Genomic DNA, 21982 nt, shown 5'->3' with positions numbered 1-21982 from the left:
AAGGCGCCCTCAAGGTGCTGACACCTTACTCACACACTTCGGGCGAGCACCACGCGAGAGGATTTGTGCGCCCCGCTACACTCACCTCCCGTCTCCATCGCATCAGTGTTCTGACCCGCGATATTTCTTCTCACCCGCCGTCACCGCGATCGACAGCCGGTTTTCCGGCGGAGCCAATGGGCAGGTGGCATAGCCAGTGAACGCGCAAGGCGGGTTATAGGCGCGGTTGAAATCCAGCACCACCTTGCCGTCCTTGGGAAGGGCGGCATAGAGAAAGCGTGCCGCGCCGTAGGTTTCCTTGCCGGAAGTGCGATCGGCAAGCACGAAGAACAATTCCCCGCCCGGCTCTTCCTGATAAGGCAACAATTCGAAGGTGTGTCCGTCACGCTGGAACACCGCCTTGCCTGGAACGTCCACCTTGTCGATCGTTCCCAGTACCGAGCCGATCTCCAGTTTGTGTGGCGGATCGAACGGTACCCAATCGGCCACGATGCGCCAGGATGGATCTATCGGATAATAATCCAGGCCCAGGAAATGCTTGCGCGTGGATGCCTCTGAATCCTTCACGCGCAGGCCCTTGCGCCCGTCGCGATCGATCACGAAGAAGCTCGCCGTACCGAAGGCCACCGTGGTCGGCTTGCCGGACTCTCCGGCATGTATGTCATCGATCAGGTCGGCCTGCGACTGCGACTTGCCATCGATGGTGGCTCCGCTGTCCTTGTCCAGGGTGATCCTGACGGTCCCATCGGGGGCGAGATGGACCACGCCCAGGTGGGCCGGGCCGGCGTTGAGTACGATATCGTTGCCCGCGCCACTGCCGACGCGATTGTCTCCCTGGTTCAACCACTCCAGGCCGATCAGGCTGAGCCAGCCATCAGGAGCCGTCAGGCGCTGCACGCGGTGCTGGCGCCACTGTTCGACTTGTTGAGTGACTTCAGCAGCGCCGGGTTGCGCGGATGGAATAGTGTTTTCGGCGTGCACGACGGCCACTCCAAGACTCAACAGGAAAACCCACAAGCATCGACGCGACATGAAAAATCCTCCCAAAACAGGCATTTTTCAGTATGGACGTCCAAAGATGCGCGGCACAAGATCATCGCTTATGACTTTGCATGTGGGAGCTTATAACCATGACGTATCAGCATGCGCCCTGTCTGTGCGATCAATCTCAGCGTCCACGCAGGAACAGCTTATCCAGTTCACCCAGGCTGAGCTGGGTCCATGTGGGGCGGCCGTGATTGCACTGGCCTGAACGCTCAGTCGCCTCCATCTCGCGCAACAAGGCGTTCATTTCAGGCACGCCCAGGCGACGTCCTGCGCGCACGGAGCCATGGCAGGCCATGGTCGACAGCAACTCGTTTTCCAATTCCTGCAATCGGCGCGAGCTGCCATGTTGGGCCAGTTCGCCAAGCACGTCACGACATAGCTGCGATACGTCCGCACCTTCCAGCAACGCTGGAATACGCCGCACCACCACACCGGACGGACCGCTGCGCGAAAGCTCAAGCCCCCATTCGGCCAGCGCGTCGGCGTGCTCTTCGGCCGCGGCCGCCTCCTTGGCACTGACCGATACCTGCATCGGCACCAACAGAAGCTGCGAGCGCAAGTTGCTGCATGCGCGCCCGGCCTTGAGCTTTTCGTAGGTAATACGCTCATGCGCGGCATGCATGTCGACCAGCACCAAGCCTTGCGCGTTTTCGGCCAGGATATAGATGCTCTTGAGCTGCGCGATGGCAAAACCCAGCGGTGGTGCCTCGCTCTCGTCGGTCTCAGGCAACACGGGAGCAGTCGCGCGGATTGTCGCGGACACCGGCTCACCCAGCAACGCCGCATAGTCGGCGAGTGGTTCGTCTCGCACACCCAGGCTCAGGCGACTCTGGTTGAACTGCCCGGACCATGCGGGAGTAAGCGTACGTGCGGGCATCTGGCTGACGGTGGCAGCAACCATGGTCGCCCCCATGGACAACCCATTTTCGCCAGCCTGGGCCTGCGTGACCACCTGCCCGGCACGCGTCTGCGCCAGCACTTCATGGAGCGTGCGGAACAGGAAATCATGCACCAGGCGCTGTTCGCGAAAACGCACCTCGTGCTTGGCCGGATGCACGTTGACATCCACGCCTACCGGGTCGAGCTCAAGGTACAGCACGAAGGAGGGGTGGCGCCCGTGGAACAACACATCGGCATACGCCTGGCGTACTGCATGCGCCACCACACGATCGCGCACGAGCCTGCCGTTGACGTAGAAATACTGCGAGTCGGCTTGTGACCGCGATGCTGTCGGCAATCCGACCCAGCCCGACAGATGCAGGCCGGCGGCCGCATGGTCGATGCGCAGGCTCTGCGCCGGAAACTCCTCGCCCAACACTTCGGCCACGCGCTGCAAGGCGGCGTTCTCGTCGCGTGCTGCCTTCCACACACGCACCGGCTTGCCGTTATGGCTCAGGCGAAATTCGACGCCGGTGCGCGCCAATGCCAGCGACTTGAGCAGGTCATCGATGTGCGCGAATTCAGTGCGCTCGGCGCGGAGGAATTTGCGTCGAGCCGGCACGTTGTAGAACAGGTCGCGTACTTCCACGCTGCTGCCCTGCGGATGTTGCGCCGGACGCGCCGCGTGCAATTTGCCGCTGTCGACTTCGATGCGGAATGCCGAATCCGAGCCACGGGCGCGTGAGGTCAAGGCGAAACGAGATACTGAGGACACCGACGCCAGTGCCTCGCCGCGAAACCCCATGCTGGCGACATGTTCGAGATCGTCGAAACTGCCAATCTTGCTGGTGGCATGTGAGGCCACCGCAAGCGATAGTTCGTCCTGCGCGATGCCGCCACCGTCATCGCGAACGCGGATAAGACGCGCACCGCCCTGCTCGATATCGACTTCAATGCGGGTGGCGCCTGCATCCAGGCTATTCTCGACCAGTTCCTTGACCACGGACGAAGGGCGTTCAATCACCTCGCCAGCAGCAATCTGGTTGATCAGTTCAGGGGGTAGCGGGCGAATCGAGGACATCGGCCAAGCTTAGAGCCTGGACCCGAAGCCGGCTAGCCTCAGGTGGAGGGAATGGCCAGGACCATGCCGGTACGCACCGACGTTTCGCTGGTCAGGCGATTGGCGCTCTTGAGCGCGCTGACGCTCACGCCATACTGGCGGGCAATGCTGCGCAGGCTCTCGCCACGAGCGACACGATGCAGGTCACGCACGTCCTCGTCCTTGCCTGCGGTGCTTGCCATCGCCCCTTTGGCGGGTGCTTCGGGCTTGCCGTCGCCATCGCCGTCACCGGCGGTAGCCACCTGCACGCCGGCCCGGCGAGCAGCCTGGGCGGCAAACCAGCTTCCTGGTGGTGGCGTAGCCTCGAAATAATTGCGCACGCCCCCCATGACCGCCTCGGCCAGCTTGGCCTGATGGCTTGGATCGCGCAGCTTGCGCTCTTCCACCGGGTTGCTGATGAACGCCGTCTCGACCAGGATCGAGGGGACATCCGGGGAGCGCAGCACGACAAAGTTGGCTCGCTCTACATAGCCTCGATGGGTGGGACCCAACGCGCCCAACGCCTTCAGGACGTTGCCGGCAATCGCTTCGCTTGCCTGCATGGCATAGCCCTGCTGGAGGTCCAACAGCACGGCAGCAAGGCTGTCATCCTTGTCATCCAGCGACACCCCGCCGATCAGGTCCGCACGGTTTTCGCGATCGGCCAGCCAGCGCGCCGCCTCGTTGGTCTTGCCTCGCGGCGAGAGCACCCACACCGAGGAGCCGCGCGCATCGGAACTGGTGTACGCGTCGGCGTGGATCGAGACGAAGATGTCCGCATTGTTTTCGCGGGCGATCTTGTAGCGTTGCGCCAGGGGAATAAAGAAGTCGCCGTCACGGGTAAGGATGGCCTTCATGCCCGGCTGGCGATTGATCTGCCCCGCCAATTCACGCGCTACTGCCAGCGTGACGTTCTTTTCCAGCGTGCCGCCTGGGCCATGCGAGCCCGGGTCCTTGCCGCCGTGACCAGCATCGATCGCAACCACGACCTTACGGCTGCCGTTGAGCATGGCTGCGGCCTGGCGAGTGGATGCCATGTTGCTCTGGTTGGACTTGATGCCGTTGCGGCCACCCCGCGACGGGGTAGCCACAGGTGCGGGCGTATCGGCAATCGGCGTCTCGTCGTCACTGCCCCGGTCGTCATCGCGAGCGGGCGAAGCAGCAGGCCTGGTATCGGCCACAGCAGCCTTGCCGTCGCCATCCTTGCCCGGATACAGGTCCACCACGATGCGGTAGGAACCGGTAGCGCCGGTGGGCTTGAGCACGAAACTCTTGGCCTTGCTGTCACCGGCGACCACCGCCGTGAGCAGCAGCCGTGAGCCCTGACGTTGACTACTCAGGCTCTTGTAGAGCCCTTGCCCCTTGGGTACGACAAAGCCCGAGGAAACTGTGCTCCCCGGAAGATCAAGCACAATGCGGCCGTTATCCTGGTTGAGCTTGTAGTTGACCGGGCCATTGAGGTCGAGCACCAGCCGCGTGTATTCCGAACCGGCCCAGACACGCGCGGACTTGACATCGGCGGCGTGAACGGCAGCGAACGGGAGGCCTGCCAGGACGGCAAGACTGATGATCGGTCGACGGATGGCGCGGAATCCCCTCATGCGCGGTATTGAAACGCAGCGCCTACCTGAACACAAGGGTTTTTCCTTGAATATCCGTGACCTGCAAGCTCTTCGTCAGGTGCCGTCCAGCTTTGCGAGCTAAGCCTTCACATGACAGATCCATCAAAAAAGCACTATTTCTTTGTAAAAACAATAAATTAAGCCAAAACAAGCCGAGCCAGCACGTCATCACCCCGAGGCGTCATGGCTTGCATGCTGGCCTGGCGACCCGGGCCTTCATAGGCAAGATTTACCTGAAGGTCCACCTGCGGCAAGGCGCCGGTGCCTCGCTCGGGCCATTCCACCAGCACCAAGGCTGCCGGATCAGCCAGTGCGTCCAGACCAAGCCACTCCAGTTCGCCCGGATCGGCGATGCGATACAGGTCCAGATGCCACGCGATGCGCGCCGGCAGACGATAGGACTCCACCAGACTATAAGTGGGGCTCTTGACCCGCTCCCCGACGCCAAGTGCCTTCAAGAGGGCTCGCGCGAAGCTGGTCTTGCCAGCCCCCAGGTCGCCATGCAGATAGATCACCAGCCCCTGGTCGATGGCTTCAGCCACGCGCCGGGCCAGCGCTCCGGTAGCGTCTTCATCGGGCAGGCTGACCACGGGTGACGCAACACTCATGCGGCCTCCTCGTTGCATAGTCGACGCAAAGGCAACAGCAGGTCGCTCGCCATGAGTCCACGCTCGCCGCCATCGCCAGCCGCCAGGTCGCCCGCACGAGCATGCAGCCCCACCCCCAGGCAAGCGGCGTCCCAAGGATCGCAACCTTGCGCCAGCAGGGCAGCCACTACACCGGTCAGCAGGTCGCCCATGCCTCCGGTTGCCATGCCTGGATTGCCCCAGGGACACACCGCGATGCGGCCGTCCGGCGTGGCAATCAGGCTGCCGGCCCCCTTCAGCACGGCAACGACCTGAAAGCGCCGCGCCAGATCGAGCACGGCCGAGTAGCGATCGGCCTCGATGTCCTTCGTCGTCATGCCCAGCAGGCGCGCCGCCTCGCCCGGATGCGGCGTGATCACCGCTGGCTGAGTGAAACGGCGCGGTTCGCGCGCCAGCAGGTTGAGTCCATCGGCATCGAGCACGAACGGTTTGCCGCTATCGAGTGCGGTCAACCACAGCGCATGGCCCCATCCGGCCTGCCCTAGCCCGGGACCGATCGCCAGCACCGTAGCCTTTTCCAGCAGTGTCTCAAGCTCTTGCGGCCCATGGACAGCATGAGCCATCAATTCCGGGCGGGCACTGTTGAGCGCCACGATGTTGTCCGCTTGCGTGGCTACGCTGACCAACCCCGCCCCCGTTCGAAGTGCTGCCTCGCCACACAGACGAATGGCACCTGCCGTGCCATGGTCGCCACCGATCGCCAGCACATGTCCGTTGTTGCCCTTGTGCGCATCACGCGCACGTCGCGGCAAGCCATGTGGCATCAACACCTGTGCGAACGGCTGGCTGGCCGACCAAAGCGCATCGGGCAATCCAAGCGTATCGAGCTCAAGCCTGCCCACGCACGCCGCGGCCTTGCCGGTATACAGGCCACGCTTGGCCGCTATGAAGCTCACCGTCACGCTGGCATGGATCGCCACGCCTGGGCATCGCCCGGTATCGGCATCCAGCCCGCTGGGAACGTCCAGCGCCAGTACCGGCTTGCCGCTGGCATTGATGCGCTCGACAAGGGCGGCTATCTCGCCTTCCGGCGCGCGCCGCAAACCGGTGCCGTACAAGGCATCGACCAGCACATCCGCTTCGACGATGATTTCCGACACGCCGTCGACGATACGCACGTGCGCGGCTTCACACGCCTGGCGAGCCTTGGCGGCATCGCCTTGCGAGGCGCCCGCGACGGCCCATACATCGACGTGCAGGCCAGCCTCGGCGGCAAGCGCCGCCAATAGAAACCCATCGCCACCGTTATTGCCCTTGCCCGCATAGACGGCCAATCGCCGCGCCGACGGCCAATGCCGCCGCAAGCGGGTCAATGCGGCCATCGCCGCGCGGTGCATCAGTTCATAGCCTGGAATGCCCAGTTGCTCGATCGCGCGTCGATCAAGCGCACGAACTTGGTCAACGGTGTAGAGCGCCTGGCGATGCATGGGGGGTGTCATGGGACGATTGTAGGCGCAGCATTGGAGGGCTGCCTACCTTCAGCGGGTACTATATGCATATGCCGGTATCCGCCTCTCAACGCGACTACGCCCTGCTTGCCGCCGATATCAAGCGCTGGGCGCTTGAGCTCGGGTTTGCCGACGCGGGGATTGCCGATACCGACCTGACCGAGGATGAGCTGCATCTCAAGCGCTGGCTCGCCGATGGGCATCATGGCGAGATGGAGTACATGGCCCGTCACGGTGACAAGCGCAGTCGACCGCACGAACTGGAGCCAGGTACGATTCGCGTGATTTCGGTGCGCATGGATTATGTCCCTCCAGGCACGCGCAATGCCTGGGACATCATCGGTGATCGCCAAGCCGGTTATGTGGCGCGCTATGCGCTTGGTCGCGACTATCACAAGCTGATGCGTAATCGCTTGCAGAAGTTGGCCGAACGCATCCATGCGCAGGTGGGCGACTTCGGTTATCGCGCCTACGTCGATTCGGCTCCAGTGCTGGAAAAAGCCCTGGCGCGCAATGCCGGCATGGGCTGGATCGGTAAGCACACGGTGCTGATCAACCGCCGCGCCGGTTCGTACTTTTTTCTCGGCGAGCTGTACACCGACCTGCCATTGCCTATCGACGCGCCGGCCTCGGCCCATTGCGGCAGTTGCCGCCGCTGCATCGACATCTGCCCGACCCAGGCGATCGTCGCGCCCTACCAACTGGATGCGCGCCGCTGCATTTCGTACCTGACCATCGAGCTCAAGGGCAGCATACCCGAGGAATTGAGGGTGCCGATGGGCAATCGTATTTTCGGCTGCGATGACTGCCAACTGATCTGCCCATGGAACAAATTCGCGCAAGACACCACCGAGCCGGATTTTGCGCCACGCCATAGCCTGGACGGCGCACGCCTGATCGACTTGTTCAAATGGAGCGAAGAGGAGTTCCTCAAGCGTACCGAAGGCATGGCAATACGACGCACCGGCCATGAGGGCTGGCTGCGCAATATCGCAGTGGCACTAGGTAACGCACCGCGCTCGGAGGCCGTGATAGCCGCCCTCCATGCCCGCGCGGATCATCCATCGGAACTGGTGCGTGAACATGTGGCGTGGGCGCTGGGCAGGCAGTCGCTAGCACAAGGGGCGAGCAGCGAGGGCACCCACTCCAGCCGCCTGGGGTGAGCGGCGAGTCTGCGACAACTACTTACTAGACCGCCACCCGTCGCCGACCTCAAATGCTCGGACCTGCACCCTCGCTACTCGTCCCTCGCCCCAAGGCGTCAGCCCTCCCGCCGATCCTGAATCGCTTCGATCAGCGCACGTGTCGACGAATCGAAACCTGCCAGTTCGTCGGCACCGCCGTTCAAGGCGGGCAGGATCTGGCGGGCAATGGCCTTGCCCAGTTCCACGCCCCATTGGTCGAAGGCATTGATGCCCCATAGATGGCCAAGCATGAACACCTTGTGCTCATACAAGGCGATCAGCGCACCGAGCGTGTGCGGCGTCAGCGCATCGAGCAGAAATACCGTACTCGGGCGATCGCCCTCGAACGTACGTTGCGCAGCAAGCGCACGGCGCGCGATTTCATCGCCTTCCTTGGCTTCAGCCAGGGCTTCGTCGAACGTCTTGCCCAAGGCCAGCGCTGCGGCCTGAGCGAGCAGGTTGGACAACAAGGCATCGTTGCTTGCACGCAAGGTATGGCCGGGTTTGACCACGCCGATGAAATCCAGCGGCACCACGTCCGTGCCCTGGTGCAATGCCTGGAAATATGCGTGTTGCGCATTGGTTCCCACGCTACCCCACACCACTGGCACGGTCACGCCGGACACCTGCTTGCCTTGCGGCGTGACGTGCTTGCCCAGGCTTTCCATTTCCAGCTGTTGCAGGTACGAGGTGAGATCGCCCAACAGGTCGGCGTACGGAATCACGGCACGGCTGGCATGTGCGAGCACGCTGCGGTTCCAATACTCCACGATCGACAGCAGCACGGGCAGGTTCTGCCGCCATGGCGCGCTGCGGAAGTGATCGTCCACTTCGGCCGCGCCAGCCAGGAAAGCGCGGAAATGATCCATGCCAATGGCCAGTGCCAGCGACAGGCCTACGGCGGACCAGACCGAGAGGCGGCCACCCACGAAGTCCCACATCGGGTAGACGTGCGAGGCGACTATGCCCCACTTCTCCGCCTCTTTGACGTTGGCGCTGACCGCAAGGAAGTGTCGTGCCGTGGCACGCTCGTCGCCGTCGTAGGCGCGCACAATCCAGTCACGCAGTACCTGGCCATTTAGCAGGGTTTCCTGCGTGGTGAAAGTCTTGGAGACCAGGATGACCAGCGTGCGGCGTGGGTCGAGTTCGCGCATCAAATCAGCGGCCGCCTGGCCATCCACATTGGTCAGGAAATGGCTGCGTATGCGCGGCAGGTGGAAATTGTTCAGTGCATGCGTGGCCAGGCGTGGGCCCAGATCCGAGCCGCCGATGCCCACATTGACCACATCGGTAATCGTCGAGGCCAGCCCCATGCTTTCGGTATCGCCGTGCTCGACGGCATGCACGAGCTTTTCGATGCGCTGCAAAGTTTGCTCGATTTCCTGCAAGGCATCGCGCGGAGCTGGCGACTTCAGGCGCGACCCGCTGGCGCGCAGAGCCGTATGCAGCACGGCGCGATTCTCCGACGTATTGATCGGTTCACCGGCGAACATCGCGTCGCGCGCTTTCTCCCAACCGCTGGCTTGGACAAAACGACCGAGCGCGTCGATGGCCTGCTCATCGAGTTTCTGCCGACTCAGGTCGAGCAGGATGCCACCCAGCCGCAGGCGCAAGCCCTCGCCTCGCGCTCCGTCCTTGAGCAACTCGCGCAGATGCGTGCGCGAAAGACGTTCGACATGTTCGGCAAACGGAGAGCTCGACGGATCGGAAGACATGGCAACTCGCAATGACGGGGTGAAGGGAATCCTCATCTTACGAGTTGCGATGTAAATAAAAAGCGGTCTGAGCGCCATTGGATCACCTCATGATGAAGTGAACGACGTAAGGGGGCCGGTGAGGAGGGAAGCGTCGCAAGAGCGCGCGATCGAGCCGCAATCTCGCAGGGCCGGGATGCCTGGCGTACACACACCCGATGGTCGAAGACCGGCGATGCCGCGCCGGCTTCAAGGCGAGCGGCACGCCAGACGCCCATGCAAGAAAGCGCCGCCACGGGCGACGCTTTCTTGCGAGGTCACTTGATGGCCGGCCGCGCCCCGGCAGCCGACAGGCCGCTTCAGGCCGCTGCCATCTGCTTGGGGATGGAGCGATTGGTGTGCGAGATGCGGTTGTCCTTGTCGACGTAGACCAGCATCGGCTGGAACTGCTCGACTTCGGCTTCGGCCAACTGCGCGAACGCCGCGATGATGACCAGGTCTCCGGGCTGCGCGCGGTGTGCCGCGCTGCCGTTCACCGAGATAATGCCCGAACCTTCCTCGGCGCGCAGCGCATAGGTCACGAAGCGCTTGCCGTTGTTGATGTTCCAGGCGTGGATTTGCTCGTACTCGCGAATGCCGGACGCATCGAGCAGGAGGCCATCGATCGCGATCGAGCCTTCGTAATGGAGCTCGGCGTGAGTCACCGTGGCACGGTGGATCTTGGCCTTGAGCATGTTCAGATTCATGACAGACATTCCAGCAGGCTAATCCTGCGTAACGAGAAATTATCCAACCGACGGCCATGCCGCCGCAACTTTGACGCTCACGGCCTCACTTGGGGGCGCGCAAACGCGGTTCAATGGCAATGCAAGGGACGAGCCAGGGCCACTCTCAGTCAAAAACCAGGTTATCGATCAGCCGCGTAGTGCCCAACCGCGCCGCGATCAGGGCCACCAGGCCGGCAGTCTCGCCATCGGCCGGCTCGGACAGGTCCTCGGCGCGGCGAATGGCGGTGTAGTCAGGCTCGAAACCCGAGCGCTGCAACTTGGAAGCAGCAGCCTGTTCCACCACCCGCCATGCATGCCCCTTGCCGATCAGCTCACGCATCTGCAGCAAGGTGGCGTGGATCTGGGTGGACAGCTCACGCTCGGCGGCGGATAGGTATTGGTTACGCGAACTCAACGCCAGACCGTCATCGGCGCGCATCGTGGCGCCGGACATGACCTTCACCGGCAGCGACAGGTCGCGAACCATGCGCTCAATGACCTTCAGCTGCTGGTAGTCCTTCTGGCCAAACACGGCCAGATCCGGCTGCACCAGGTTAAGCAGCTTGCATACCACGGTTGCCACGCCATCGAAATGACCCGGGCGGTGCGCACCTTCCAGCGTTTCGGTCAGTTGTGGCACATGCAGGCTGACGCTGTGTGCCGGACCGAATGGATACATCGTGACCACTTCCGGCGCGAACAGCACGTCGCAACCGGCCTCGGCCAAGCCCGCCTGATCCTGGGCCAATGTGCGCGGGTAGCGCTCGAAATCCTCGTTGGGACCGAACTGGGTCGGATTGACGAACACACTGGCTACCACGCGATCGGCACGCGCACGCGCCAGCTTGATCAGCGAGTAATGGCCGGCGTGCAGGTTACCCATCGTGGGCACGAAGCCCACGGTCTGGCCCTGGCTGCGCCAACCGCGCACGGCGGCACGGATGGCCGCGACATCTTGCACTGTCTGCATGGTATCTGAGGAGTCTTTGTACTTATGTCTTGGAAGGCTCAATTGAAGCCGTGTTCGGGACCAGGAAAGCTCCCGTCGCGTACGTCGTGCACGTATGCAGCGATTGCCGCGGCGACAGAATCGCGTCCGGCAAGGAAATCCTTGCTGAACTTGGGTCGCTTGCCGGGTGTGACGCCGAGCATATCGTGCAATACCAGCACCTGCCCATCGCAATGCGGCCCGGCGCCTATGCCGATGGTTGGCACGGAGACCGCCTCGGTGATTCGCTTGCCCAGGGCCGTCGGAATGCCTTCAAGCACGATCAGGTCGGCACCGGCCGCTTCCACGGCGCGCGCCTGGTCAAGCAAGCGCTCGGCCGCCGACTCCTCGCGCCCCTGAATACGAAAGCCGCCGAACTTGTTCACCGATTGCGGCGTGAGGCCCAGATGGGCGCACACAGGAATGGCGCGGGTCACCAGTGCCTCGATACCTTCCAGGATGTGCGATGCAGCCCCTTCGACCTTGACCATGGCCGCGCCGCCCTCGCCCACCAGTCGAGCACCGGCCTCAAGCATGTGCGGCAGATCGCGATCGGCCATGAACGGCAGATCGGCCACCAGCAAGGTGGCCTGGAGGCCACGCGCCACGATACTGGTGTGATAGACCATGTGATCGAGCGTCACGGACAAGGTGCTACGCAGGCCTTGCACCACCATTCCCAGGGAATCCCCGACCAGGGCGACATCCACGCCCGCCGCCTCGAGTTGCCAGGCAAAGCTGGCGTCGTAGGCAGTCAACATGACGATCCGTCGCCCTTCCGCTTTCATCGCGCGCAGGCCCGGCACGGTCACCGGCTTGCGATCGGATGCGTTGGCGTTCTGAACGTACACGTTGGTTTCCTTCACTCAGTGAAAAGAAGAACAGCTCATTATCCGGCGCCTCACGTGCGCTGCTCAAGGCAGCGGCGTGCAGCCCTCGATGTCCAGCCGGTCCAGCAGGGCGTCAATACGGCCCAGGCCCGGGAGTTCCAGTTGCGGCGCAATGTCGCGCAACGGCAGCAATACGAATGCGCGCTCGCCCACGCGCGGGTGTGGCAACGTCAGGCGCTCGTTGTCGAGCGCGACGCCCGGCATGTGCAGCAGGTCCAGGTCGAGCGTACGCGGCCCCCAGCGTTCACCATCACGCGTCCGACCTGCCGCGCGCTCGATCGCCAGCAATTCATCCAGCAGCGCCAAGGGCGCCAGCGAGGTGTCGAGGGCAACGGCGGCATTGACGAATGGCGGCTGTTCCAGCACACCCCAGGGCGGCGTGTGATAGAGGCGCGAGCGCAAGCGCACGCAGGTTCCGGGGAGGCTCCCCAGGGTCTCCATCGCATCGAGCAATTGCTGGCGCGAATCGCCCAGGTTGCTACCCAGGCCAACGAAGGCCTGGCTCACGACGCGCCTGGCTTCGGTTTGCGACGGCGACGCTTGTTGCGCGGCCGGCCTGGCGTACCTGCCGCACTGACTACTCCGACCGGGGCGGCCGGTTCGACAGCGACCGGGTGGCCAGACAAAGCCGCTGCCAGCGTCTCATGCGGCAACTGCTGCGCATGCGCCCACCACTGTCCCAATTCCCGGATCGATGGCGCTTCGGCGGCCCGCAGCAACAAGAAGTCGAATGCCGCGCGAAAGCGCGGATGCCCCAGCAGGCGGAATACACGCTTGCGTTGCACCTGCTCGAAGCGCGGCTGCAACGACCAGATTTCTTCCATCGTGAAGGTAAAACGACGCGGAATCGCCACGCGCTGGCACTGCTCGGCCACGACATGTGCCGACGCCCGGGCCCAGGCGTCATTGCCATCGAGCCCCTTGGCCATCCAGGCATGCGCCATGTCGCGCACCTCACCCCACAACAGCACGGCGAAGAGGAAAGCCGGAGTAACCGACTTGCCCTCGAGCACCCTTTCATCGGTGCTGGCCAGACCCTGTTCGATCAACGAACGCAGCGCCGCGTCGCCACGCTTGAGCGAACGCGCGGCCGCTGGAAACATGAAACGCAGCAGACCGCACTGCTCCAGCAGGCGAAAACTCTTGAGGCCATGACCGGCCAGGAACAGCTTCAACGATTCATCGAACAGGCGGGCGGGCGCGGCATCGGCCAGCAACGGCCCAAGATCGTCGAAGGGCGCAGCGGTGGCCTCGTCGATGCGGAAATTGAGCTTGGCCGCCAGGCGCACCGCCCGCAGCATACGCACCGGGTCTTCGCGATAGCGTGTTTCCGGATCGCCAATCAGGCGCAGCACCCGATCCTGTACATCCTGCACGCCACCGACATAATCGCGCACGGAAAAATCGCTGATGTCGTAATACAACGCATTCACGCGAAAATCGCGACGTATCGCGTCTTCCTCGATGGTGCCCCATACGTTGTCTCGCACGATGCGACCGTCGACCACATGGCGGTCGCCATCGCTCTCGCCCCCTTCCTCACCGGTGCCACGGAAGGTGGCGACCTCGATGATCTCCGGACCGTAGACAACATGCGCCAGGCGAAAGCGGCGGCCGATCAGTCGGCAGTTGCGGAAGAGCCTTTTGACATCCTCAGGCGTCGCGTTCGTGGCGACGTCGAAATCCTTCGGGTGCCCGCCCAGCAGCAAGTCGCGCACCGCGCCACCGACCAGATATGCCGAATAGCCCGATTCGTTGAGGCGATAAAGCACGCGCAGCGCCGCTTTGCTGATGTTCTTGCGCGAAATGACATGCTGCTCGCGCGGAATGACGCGCAACGTAGGTGCCGCGTTGTTCTCGTTGCCTGCTTCTAAGTTCAAGCGTTGTGGATCCTTGCAACCGGAAAAGGAGCCCCGGCCCAACGTACGTCCGGACGCGGCATCTGACCTGCCATATCCAACGATCGGAGGGCGCTCAACAGAGGGCCTTCGGGTTCGCTTCCCCGGCGCATCCAGGCATTGCCGGGCCGAACATTTCCGTTATACTACCGCGCTCCGGTGCTTTTCGCTCCCTTCGTCTAGTGGCCTAGGACACCGCCCTCTCAAGGCGGGAACACGAGTTCGAACCTCGTAGGGAGCGCCATTCACGGCCTGGCACGGGCCAGATTCAACAGGGCGCGCCGCCGTATGACCTTTGTCGTCACAGACAACTGCATCAAGTGCAAATACACCGACTGTGTCGAAGTCTGCCCGGTCGATGCTTTTCACGAAGGCCCCAATTTTCTCGTGATCGATCCGGACGAGTGTATCGACTGCACCCTCTGCGAGCCCGAGTGCCCGATCAATGCCATCTACCCCGAGGACGACGTTCCTGCGGGCCAGGAAGGGTTTGTCGCGCTCAATGCGGAGCTCGCCAAGGGCTGGCCGGTCATCACGGTGCGCAAAGATGCCCTGGAAGACGCCAAGGATTGGGAAAACAAGCCGAATAAGCTGGAGCTTCTGCAACGCTAGGGCTTTGGGTCAGAAGGCAGGGGCAAAGGCGTTGCGGCGTCAAGGCGCCATGAGTCATCCGCGTCCCACGGCAGCACTGAATTGGCGCATGAAGAGCGCTGGCCAGAGAGTCGACGTTTTTGTGGGTAAAGCGAGGCAGCTCATAAGCTTTTTGCCTCTGACTCCCACGGCTAACCCCTGATCCAGGCTTACTTCGCCACCTCTGCGACCTCCTCCGACCAATGATCCGCAACAGCAAGAAGCGTTGAGGCGACGAAGGCACAGCTGTATTCGTCTGCGCCCCGAGGCGGCCGGGACTCGCACGATGCACAATTAAAAACGCCGACCCAAAGGCCGGCGTTTTGTGGGTCAAGCGAGGCGCTCACAGGCTGTTTGCCCCTAACTCCTCACGCCTGCCCCCTCACTCAAACTTACTTCGCGCCCATGCGCGACTTCAGCGTATCGATGACCTTGGCTACGGCGCCAGCGTCACCCTGCGCACGCACTTCGGCCGCAGTTTGGCCGCTCGGCTGCACAACCAGGGTGATCTGGTGCGGCTTGGCACCCGGGGCGCTGCTGCTGTCACTATCGGACTTGCCATGGAACATGCGGCCAAAGAAGCCACGCTTCGGCGCCGGGTTATCGGACGCGACCACATTCAGCGTGTAGCTATGGGTGGCATCGTCATGCGAGACCACCTGACCGATGTCGCCATGCTCGAGGGTTTGGCCCACCCGCTGGTAGGTGGCGTCAACCGTATCGGTCATCACGAAACCATCGGCAATGACGCCGCCACCCGGACCAAACTTGGCCGTGGCACCGTTGGCGGTGGGATTGTTGGCGCCCGGCTCGGGCACGACCAGGGCAGCGGTCGTCGAAGGCGTGTCCATCCCCGGCGGGATCTCCAGCGGTGACTCCTGCTTGGCGTTCTCCCACTGTTTGTGCGAGCGAAACATGCCACAACCAGACAGCAGCAGAGCAGACAGCGCCAGGATCGGCAGGGCCACGACGAGCGGGGATTTCTTCATGAAGTCAGGTTCCGGTGAAGTTTTCTAATTCGGCAGGAAAGGTCAGGCGGCATCCGCCAAGGATGCCAGACCCGACAGTGCAGCAAGAATGCGCGCACGATCGGGGCCGTCTTCCAGTTCGACCAAAGGTAGGCGCAGCCCGGCGGTACCCAGCCCCAGCGAAGGCAGCCCTGCCTTGACCGCGATGGGGTTGGGCGCGCAGTTGAGCGCTTCGATCAGCGGCGAAAGTGCGGCGTCGTGGCGCCCGGCAGCAACCTTGTCACCGGCCGTTGCCGCATCGCAGAGCGAGCGGAACGCCTTGGGCACCAGATTGGCCACTACCGAAATCACCCCTGCCGCGCCGTTCAGCATGGCTTTGCAGCCGGTGCCGTCGTCGCCACTGAGATAGACGAAATCCTGGCGCACAAGTTCCGCCAGGTCGTGAATGCGGTCATCCGAACCCACGGCTTCCTTGATGCCGATGATGGACGGATGTTCGCGCAACTGGGCCACCGTCGCCGGCGCGATGTCGCAGCCGGTGCGCGAAGGCACGTTATAGAGGATCACCGGCAAGCCGCCCTGCTCGGCAACCTCCGTGAAATGACGGCGTAAGCCCTCCTGGGTCGGGCGCACGTAGTACGGCGCAACTACCAGAGCCGCCTGGGCGCCCAGCTGGCGGGCACGACGAGTCAAGGCTACGGTCTTATGGGTGGCCGCCTCGCCGGTGCCGGCGATTACCACAGCCCGTCCGGCGACACGCTCTACCGCAAAAGCCAGCAATCGCTCGAATTCATCGTGATCGAGCATATGGGCTTCGCCGGTGGACCCGGCCACGACCACACCCTGCGTGCCACCAGCGATCTGCTGATCGAGCAGGCGGCCGAATGCGGCGAGGTCGAGTGCGCCGTTGGCCGTGAACGGTGTGACCAATGCGCAGATGCTTCCACGAATATCCAAGGCTGACTCCGCCCAAATCCCAGCCCTGCATGTTACTTGCGGCCTTGCTGGGGCGGCAAGTAAGCTCGTTGAATCGTCCTCCAGTCATGCCGCGTCACGCGGGAGATATCGCTTGAACCGTCCGTCCGCGCGTACCGGCAACGACCATCAGCTGCTCATCCAGACGCTCACGCCCTCCTCCCACAGCCCCTTGCAAGCCCTGGGGCGGCGTATCACCGATGCTGGCTGCAACCTGGCAGATATCCGCCTGGCCAGCCTGGGAGTCGATACCAGCGTGACGCTGCTGGCCACCGGCGCCTGGGATGCCGTGGCCAAGCTGGAAACGGCCCTGAGCAAGCTGGCCCGCGAGGAAGACTGGCACCTGACCTATTACCGCACCACGGGTGGCATGGCCGAGAGCGATCCGGATACCCCGCTGCTCCCTTATCTGGTCGAGGTGATCTCGATCGAACGACCTGGCATGCTGGTCAGGATCGTAGATTTCTTCGATCGGCGTTCAATCCGCGTGGAACAATTCAACTCGCTGCGCTATCGGGCTATCCAGACGGGCGCCTCGATGTTCCAGGCCCAGATCACCCTTGGCATTCCCGCCCAGACCCACATCGCCGCCTTGCGTGACGAGTTCCTGGAGTTCTGCGACGGCCTGAACCTGGACGCGATCATGGATCCGGTGAAGTTCTAGAAACTCCCGCCTCATCGCAGGCTGACGTAAATCGAAACGGCCCGTTGGCAAGCCATCGGGCCGTCGTTGCCGGTGACCTGCGCGTCGCCTAGGCACGAGCGGTTGAGAAGTCTCCTAGAAATACTCCGTAGTCCCGACGACGCGCAAGGGCTGTCTTTCGTCACGCATCGCGCTAGTCTTCCACCCAAGGGCATCTCACTGGAGGGACGCGCATGCCGGTTCGCAGAGCGAGTGATTCATCATCGCGCGATGCCACCGCCGCCTCCTGTTTCCTCGACTCCGTCGTCACGATGCCTGTCCTCTCATGACCATCAAGCAGTCGCGGCCGCTTAGGACCGCGCAGGAGAATCCATGCCTGAAATCGGCAAGAAAGCCCCCAAGCTCAAAGGACTGACCGGCGACGGCAGCGAATTGAAGCTCGATAGTCTCAAGGGCCAGTGGGTCGTGGTGTATTTCTATCCCAAAGACAGTACGCCTGGCTGCACGACCGAAGCGAAGGACTTTCGCGATCTCTATCCGAAGTTCAAGAAGCGCAACGCCCAGGTCATCGGCGTATCGCGCGACTCGGTCAAGTCCCATGCCAACTTTTCAGGCAAGCAGGAGCTGCCCTTTCCGCTGGTTTCCGACCCGGAAGAAGTCTGGTGCCAGGCCTTTGATGTGATTCATGAAAAGGTGCTGTATGGAAAACGTCATATGGGTATCGTACGAAGTACCTTCCTGATTGACCCCGAAGGCAAGCTCGTGCACGAATGGCGTAACGTGAAAGTACCCGGACACGCGCAAGCCGTGCTCGACGCCATCCCCACCAAGTGACCGACAGGCGACGACCATATTTGCATCGTCCGGCCCGGGCCCGCCCGGGCCGGACGGGCATCCCGCCCCGATCCGCGGCGGACGCGCCGCGGCTCTCCCACCCGCCATCCGAGCGAGGTTCTTCCGCATGACCGGAAGCAAGCGTATCTACGTCCTGGATACCAATGTTCTGTTGCACGATCCCACGTCGCTGTTTCGTTTCGAAGAGCACGACGTCTTCATACCGATGACGGTGCTGGAGGAACTTGACGACAAGAAAAAGGGCGGCTCGGAGGTTTCGCGTAATGGCCGCCAAGTCAGCCGGTTCCTCAACGAACTGATCGTACGGGGCAACGGGCATGGCATCAGCAACGGCCTGGAGTTGAGCAATCCTGACGGCGTCACGCTAAAGCGTGGCCAGGCAGTGGGACGGCTGTATTTCCAGCAACGCACGAGCACCGGCCATGGCAAGGCCGACAACCAGATCCTGTCGTCGGTCATCGAACTGCGCGAGCAGTATCCCGACCGCGCGGTGATCCTGGTCACCAAGGACATCAACCTGCGCATCAAAGCCAAGATCTATGGCATCGATGCGGAAGACTATGAAAACGACCGCGCACTGGATGACTTCGCCCTGCTCTACACCGGTGCGACCGAGTTGGGTGAAGATTTCTGGGATCGCCATCCGGAAGTGCAATCGTGGAACGAGCGGGGTCGTACCTTCTATAAGGTCGATCGCCATGACGACGAAGACTGGTATCCGAACCAGTGCCTGTTTCTTCCTGGCGAAAACGCGGTGGAACTGCGCGTCCTGCACGTGGACGATGCCAAGGCCACACTGGTGCTGCTCGATGATCACAGTCACGCCAGTCACAGCGTATGGGGCATTGCCGCACGTAATCGCGAGCAAAATTTCGCGCTCAATGTGCTGATGGACCCGGATGTGGATTTCGTCACCCTGTTGGGCACCGCCGGTACCGGCAAGACACTGCTGGCTCTCGCCGCAGGCCTTGCGCAGGTCATGGACCAACAGCGCTACCGCGAAATCATCATGACGCGCGCAACGGTCTCGGTAGGCGAAGACATCGGTTTCCTGCCCGGCACGGAAGAGGAAAAAATGACGCCGTGGATGGGCGCACTCACCGATAACCTCGAAGTCCTGGCCAATCCGGAAGAAGGCGGCAGTTGGGGGCGTCAGGCCACCAACGATTTATTGGCCTCGCGCATCAAGATCCGTTCGCTGAACTTCATGCGTGGACGCACATTCCTGTCGCGCTACCTGATCATCGACGAAGCACAGAATCTCACGCCCAAGCAGATGAAGACGTTGATCACCCGTGCGGGCCCAGGCACCAAGATCGTCTGCCTGGGCAACGTGGAGCAGATCGATACCCCCTACCTCACCGAAACCACCTCGGGCCTGACTTATGCCGTGGATCGGTTCAAGCAATGGGAGCATTCGGCGCACATCACCCTGCGACGTGGCGAACGGTCGCGTCTGGCGGATTTTGCCTCGGAGGCGTTGTAGGGACTCGGGAAAAAGCTAAAAATCAGGAGTCCGGTGCCAACGGCACCGGGCTCTTTTTTATTGTTACGATCGCAGGATGGCAAAATCCGAACGCAAAATCAGCGCAACTTCGAGTCGCGAGCCTCGAGCTCCGAGTCGCGCCAAACCCATCGCCCTCACGATCGCCGGCTCCGATTCCGGTGGCGGTGCCGGGATCCAGGCCGACCTTAAAACTTTCCATGCCCGCGGCGTGCATGGGTTATCCGTCATCGCGGCCATCACTTCGCAGAACACGCAGGGCGTCACGGCAGTGCACGCCGTACCGCTGGCGCATATCCGTAGCCAGCTTGATGCGGTGTTCGATGACTTTCCCGTTGCCGCGGTCAAGACCGGCATGCTCGGCAATGCCTCCACCACAAGACTAGTTGCCCGACAGGTGCGCAAGCGCCAGCCCGCATGGCTGGTTGTCGATCCCGTGATGATCGCCACGAGCGGCGCCCGGTTGCTCACCGAGGATGCCGTCACCGCGATGGTCGAAGATCTCATTCCACTGGCCGACATTCTCACACCCAACCTGCCCGAGGCCGAGGCGCTGCTCGGCTGGACCATCAACAAATCAGGTGACTTTGATCGCGCCGGCCAAGCCTTGCTCGATCTGGGCGCTCGCAGCGTATTGCTCAAGGGTGGCCATGCCCCCGGAGCCATCGTGATTGATCGTTACTATGACGCCCGTGGCATGCTGGAGATACGTCATCCGCGCCTCAAGCGGGAGGGCCACGGCACAGGCTGCACACTGGCCTCGGCCATTGCCGCCGAACTGGCCAAGGGGCATCCCGCTCGCGTGGCGATCCGTACCGCCTCCGACTATGTCCATCGCGCCCTGGCGCGGGGTTACCGTCCAGGTGGCGGCAAGGTGCACGTGCTGGGGCATTGATCCGCCCTCACCTCGCAGGAGCGACTTCAGTCGCGATGCAAGACGCGACGAGGTCGCGGCTTGGAGGTTTTAAAAGCCCCCACCTGCGACTGGATCGCAGATGGCTTCGCAACTGAAGTCGCTCCTGCGGCAGAGGCGTGTGACTTCACGGCTCCAGGGCCACGTCATCCCGGCGCAGGCACTTCGACATCCCCCGCTTTTTTGAGACTCCCTTCAATCTCGACTGAAGTCCCTCCTGCGCCAAACGGAGGGCGCGTCCCCCACCACTCGCATAACGCCTCCTGACCTCGGCCAAACAGCCGCGACAGCCTGTCTGCGTCGGCCTTCCTCGGCAGGAGTAGAATGGGGCAAAACCCGACGTCTCCTGGCCTGGCCTCACGATGCTGCTACCTCGACTTGTTCTGCTGATCGTCTTTGCGCTATTCGCGCTGTGCGTGCTGCTGGTGCACCTGCGTGGACGCGCACGACTGCGATTCGATCGCCAACTGGTCGACCATTCGGCGGTGTTCGCACCCTACAACCTGCTGATGTACGCGTTCTCGGCGGTTCCGGCACGCCCGATCCTCGATCGTCGTGGTTTCCCGCAACTGGATCTGCTGCAAGCCAATTGGCAGGCGATTCGCGAGGAGGCCATGCATCTGTTCGACGAGGGCTATATTCGCGCCGCCGAGAAACACAACGACGCCAGTTTCAACAGCTTCTTCAAGCAAGGGTGGAAGCGCTTCTACCTCAAGTGGTATGGCGAACCGCTGGCTTCTGCCGAAACGCTGTGCCCTAAAACCGTGGAATTGCTGCGCTCGATTCCCAGCGTCAAGGCCGCCATGTTCGCGTTGCTGCCTCCAGGCAGCAAGCTCAATGCCCATCGCGATCCATTCGCCGGTTCGCTGCGCTACCACCTGGGCCTGATCACACCAAACTCCGACAACTGCCGCATCATCGTGGACGATCAGGAGCATGTATGGGGTGACGGCAAGGACGTGGTCTTCGACGAAACCTATGTGCATTGGGCCGAAAACCGCAGCAACCAGACGCGTGTAATCCTGTTCGCCGACGTGGAACGGCCTTTGCGTACCCGCTGGATGAATGCGATAAACCATCGCGTGGGCGCTTTCATGGGCCAGATCACCGCCTCGCCCAATACCGAATCACCCGAGGAAAAAACCGGTTTCGTCAATCGGATGTTCGCCCTCAACCAGCGTAGCCGTGAGCGTAGCCGTGCATTCAAGAAGAAACATCCCAAGCTTTTCCGCGTGGCCAAGTACCTCGGCATTGTGCTGGCTTTATGGCTGATCTTCCTGGCGCCCTATCCGCTTCTGCGCTGAGGGCTGTCACGTTTCCGGCTGCTCGTG

At 62.5% G+C, this 21982-nt stretch carries 20 protein-coding genes and 1 tRNA gene; 8 read left to right on the top strand and 13 right to left on the bottom strand.

Annotated features, from left to right (window positions below):
* Positions 1-102: 102 nt before the first annotated feature.
* The 5 genes from VF436_RS17995 to VF436_RS17975 all read right to left on the bottom strand — a co-directional run bounded on the left by VF436_RS17995 (position 103) and on the right by VF436_RS17975 (position 6733).
* A complete protein-coding gene (locus VF436_RS17995) occupies positions 103-1032 on the bottom strand; it encodes a DUF1684 domain-containing protein (RefSeq protein WP_330905420.1) in 930 nt (309 codons plus the stop codon).
* Positions 1033-1168: 136 nt separating this feature from the next.
* Complete coding sequence (gene mutL / locus VF436_RS17990; protein ID WP_330905419.1) at positions 1169-3007, bottom strand: DNA mismatch repair endonuclease MutL; 1839 nt, start codon at positions 3005-3007, stop codon at positions 1169-1171.
* A gap of 38 nt (positions 3008-3045) precedes the next feature.
* Positions 3046-4626, bottom strand: coding sequence for an N-acetylmuramoyl-L-alanine amidase (locus VF436_RS17985; RefSeq protein WP_330905418.1), 1581 nt, complete (start codon positions 4624-4626; stop codon positions 3046-3048).
* Between the two features lie 158 nt (positions 4627-4784).
* Entirely contained in the window at positions 4785-5255 is a 471-nt protein-coding gene (tsaE, locus tag VF436_RS17980; RefSeq protein ID WP_330905417.1) for a tRNA (adenosine(37)-N6)-threonylcarbamoyltransferase complex ATPase subunit type 1 TsaE, read from the bottom strand.
* Complete coding sequence (locus VF436_RS17975; RefSeq protein ID WP_330905416.1) at positions 5252-6733, bottom strand: NAD(P)H-hydrate dehydratase; 1482 nt, start codon at positions 6731-6733, stop codon at positions 5252-5254. Before VF436_RS17975 ends, tsaE begins: the two co-directional genes overlap by 4 nt.
* Before the next feature lie 59 nt (positions 6734-6792).
* Between VF436_RS17975 and queG the strand changes: the two genes are divergently transcribed.
* Positions 6793-7905 (top strand): tRNA epoxyqueuosine(34) reductase QueG, encoded by a 1113-nt coding sequence (gene queG / locus VF436_RS17970; RefSeq protein ID WP_330905415.1) that lies wholly within the window; start codon positions 6793-6795, stop codon positions 7903-7905.
* Positions 7906-8003: 98 nt separating this feature from the next.
* Here the strand turns inward: queG and pgi are convergent, their stop codons facing one another.
* The 6 genes from pgi to pcnB form a co-directional block, all read right to left on the bottom strand.
* Positions 8004-9641, bottom strand: coding sequence for a glucose-6-phosphate isomerase (pgi, locus tag VF436_RS17965; protein WP_330905414.1), 1638 nt, complete (start codon positions 9639-9641; stop codon positions 8004-8006).
* Positions 9642-9979: 338 nt separating this feature from the next.
* Positions 9980-10366 carry an aspartate 1-decarboxylase gene (gene panD, locus VF436_RS17960; RefSeq protein WP_330905413.1) on the bottom strand — a complete coding sequence of 129 codons (387 nt, stop codon included), beginning with the start codon at positions 10364-10366 and terminating at the stop codon, positions 9980-9982.
* Positions 10367-10511: 145 nt separating this feature from the next.
* On the bottom strand, positions 10512-11357 hold the full coding sequence (gene panC, locus VF436_RS17955; RefSeq protein ID WP_330905412.1) for a pantoate--beta-alanine ligase: 846 nt from the start codon (positions 11355-11357) through the stop codon (positions 10512-10514).
* Positions 11358-11395: 38 nt separating this feature from the next.
* A complete protein-coding gene (gene panB, locus VF436_RS17950) occupies positions 11396-12226 on the bottom strand; it encodes a 3-methyl-2-oxobutanoate hydroxymethyltransferase (protein WP_330905411.1) in 831 nt (276 codons plus the stop codon).
* A gap of 63 nt (positions 12227-12289) precedes the next feature.
* Entirely contained in the window at positions 12290-12772 is a 483-nt protein-coding gene (gene folK / locus VF436_RS17945) for a 2-amino-4-hydroxy-6-hydroxymethyldihydropteridine diphosphokinase (protein WP_330905410.1), read from the bottom strand.
* Positions 12769-14145 (bottom strand): polynucleotide adenylyltransferase PcnB, encoded by a 1377-nt coding sequence (gene pcnB / locus VF436_RS17940; RefSeq protein ID WP_330905409.1) that lies wholly within the window; start codon positions 14143-14145, stop codon positions 12769-12771. Before pcnB ends, folK begins: the two co-directional genes overlap by 4 nt.
* A 186-nt stretch (positions 14146-14331) precedes the next feature.
* Between pcnB and VF436_RS17935 the strand changes: the two genes are divergently transcribed.
* Positions 14332-14407: transfer RNA gene (locus VF436_RS17935), tRNA-Glu, on the top strand.
* A 44-nt stretch (positions 14408-14451) separates the two neighbouring features.
* Entirely contained in the window at positions 14452-14775 is a 324-nt protein-coding gene (fdxA, locus tag VF436_RS17930; RefSeq protein ID WP_330905408.1) for a ferredoxin FdxA, read from the top strand.
* Positions 14776-15185: 410 nt separating this feature from the next.
* Here the strand turns inward: fdxA and VF436_RS17925 are convergent, their stop codons facing one another.
* A complete protein-coding gene (locus VF436_RS17925) occupies positions 15186-15782 on the bottom strand; it encodes a hypothetical protein (protein WP_330905407.1) in 597 nt (198 codons plus the stop codon).
* 42 nt (positions 15783-15824) lie between these two features.
* Positions 15825-16718, bottom strand: coding sequence for a 4-hydroxy-tetrahydrodipicolinate synthase (gene dapA / locus VF436_RS17920; RefSeq protein ID WP_330905406.1), 894 nt, complete (start codon positions 16716-16718; stop codon positions 15825-15827).
* Positions 16719-16830: 112 nt separating this feature from the next.
* Here dapA and VF436_RS17915 point away from each other — a divergent pair, with 112 nt between their 5' ends.
* From VF436_RS17915 to VF436_RS17895, 5 genes are all read left to right on the top strand, one after another.
* Positions 16831-17400 carry a glycine cleavage system protein R gene (locus tag VF436_RS17915; protein WP_330905405.1) on the top strand — a complete coding sequence of 190 codons (570 nt, stop codon included), beginning with the start codon at positions 16831-16833 and terminating at the stop codon, positions 17398-17400.
* A 351-nt stretch (positions 17401-17751) separates the two neighbouring features.
* Complete coding sequence (locus VF436_RS17910) at positions 17752-18213, top strand: peroxiredoxin (RefSeq protein ID WP_330905404.1); 462 nt, start codon at positions 17752-17754, stop codon at positions 18211-18213.
* Between the two features lie 127 nt (positions 18214-18340).
* Positions 18341-19720: a PhoH family protein gene (locus tag VF436_RS17905; RefSeq protein WP_330905403.1), complete on the top strand. Its 1380-nt coding sequence runs from the start codon at positions 18341-18343 to the stop codon at positions 19718-19720.
* Between the two features lie 76 nt (positions 19721-19796).
* Complete coding sequence (gene thiD, locus VF436_RS17900; RefSeq protein ID WP_330905402.1) at positions 19797-20633, top strand: bifunctional hydroxymethylpyrimidine kinase/phosphomethylpyrimidine kinase; 837 nt, start codon at positions 19797-19799, stop codon at positions 20631-20633.
* A 380-nt stretch (positions 20634-21013) separates the two neighbouring features.
* Positions 21014-21955 carry an aspartyl/asparaginyl beta-hydroxylase domain-containing protein gene (locus VF436_RS17895; RefSeq protein WP_330905401.1) on the top strand — a complete coding sequence of 314 codons (942 nt, stop codon included), beginning with the start codon at positions 21014-21016 and terminating at the stop codon, positions 21953-21955.
* Positions 21956-21982: the final 27 nt, after the last annotated feature.

The organism is Dyella sp. (genome assembly GCF_036384435.1).
In the GTDB taxonomy this organism is placed as follows: domain Bacteria; phylum Pseudomonadota; class Gammaproteobacteria; order Xanthomonadales; family Rhodanobacteraceae; genus GSA-30.
Note: the sequence above shows the minus strand (reverse complement) of the source record. Positions and strands in the feature narration are given on the sequence as shown.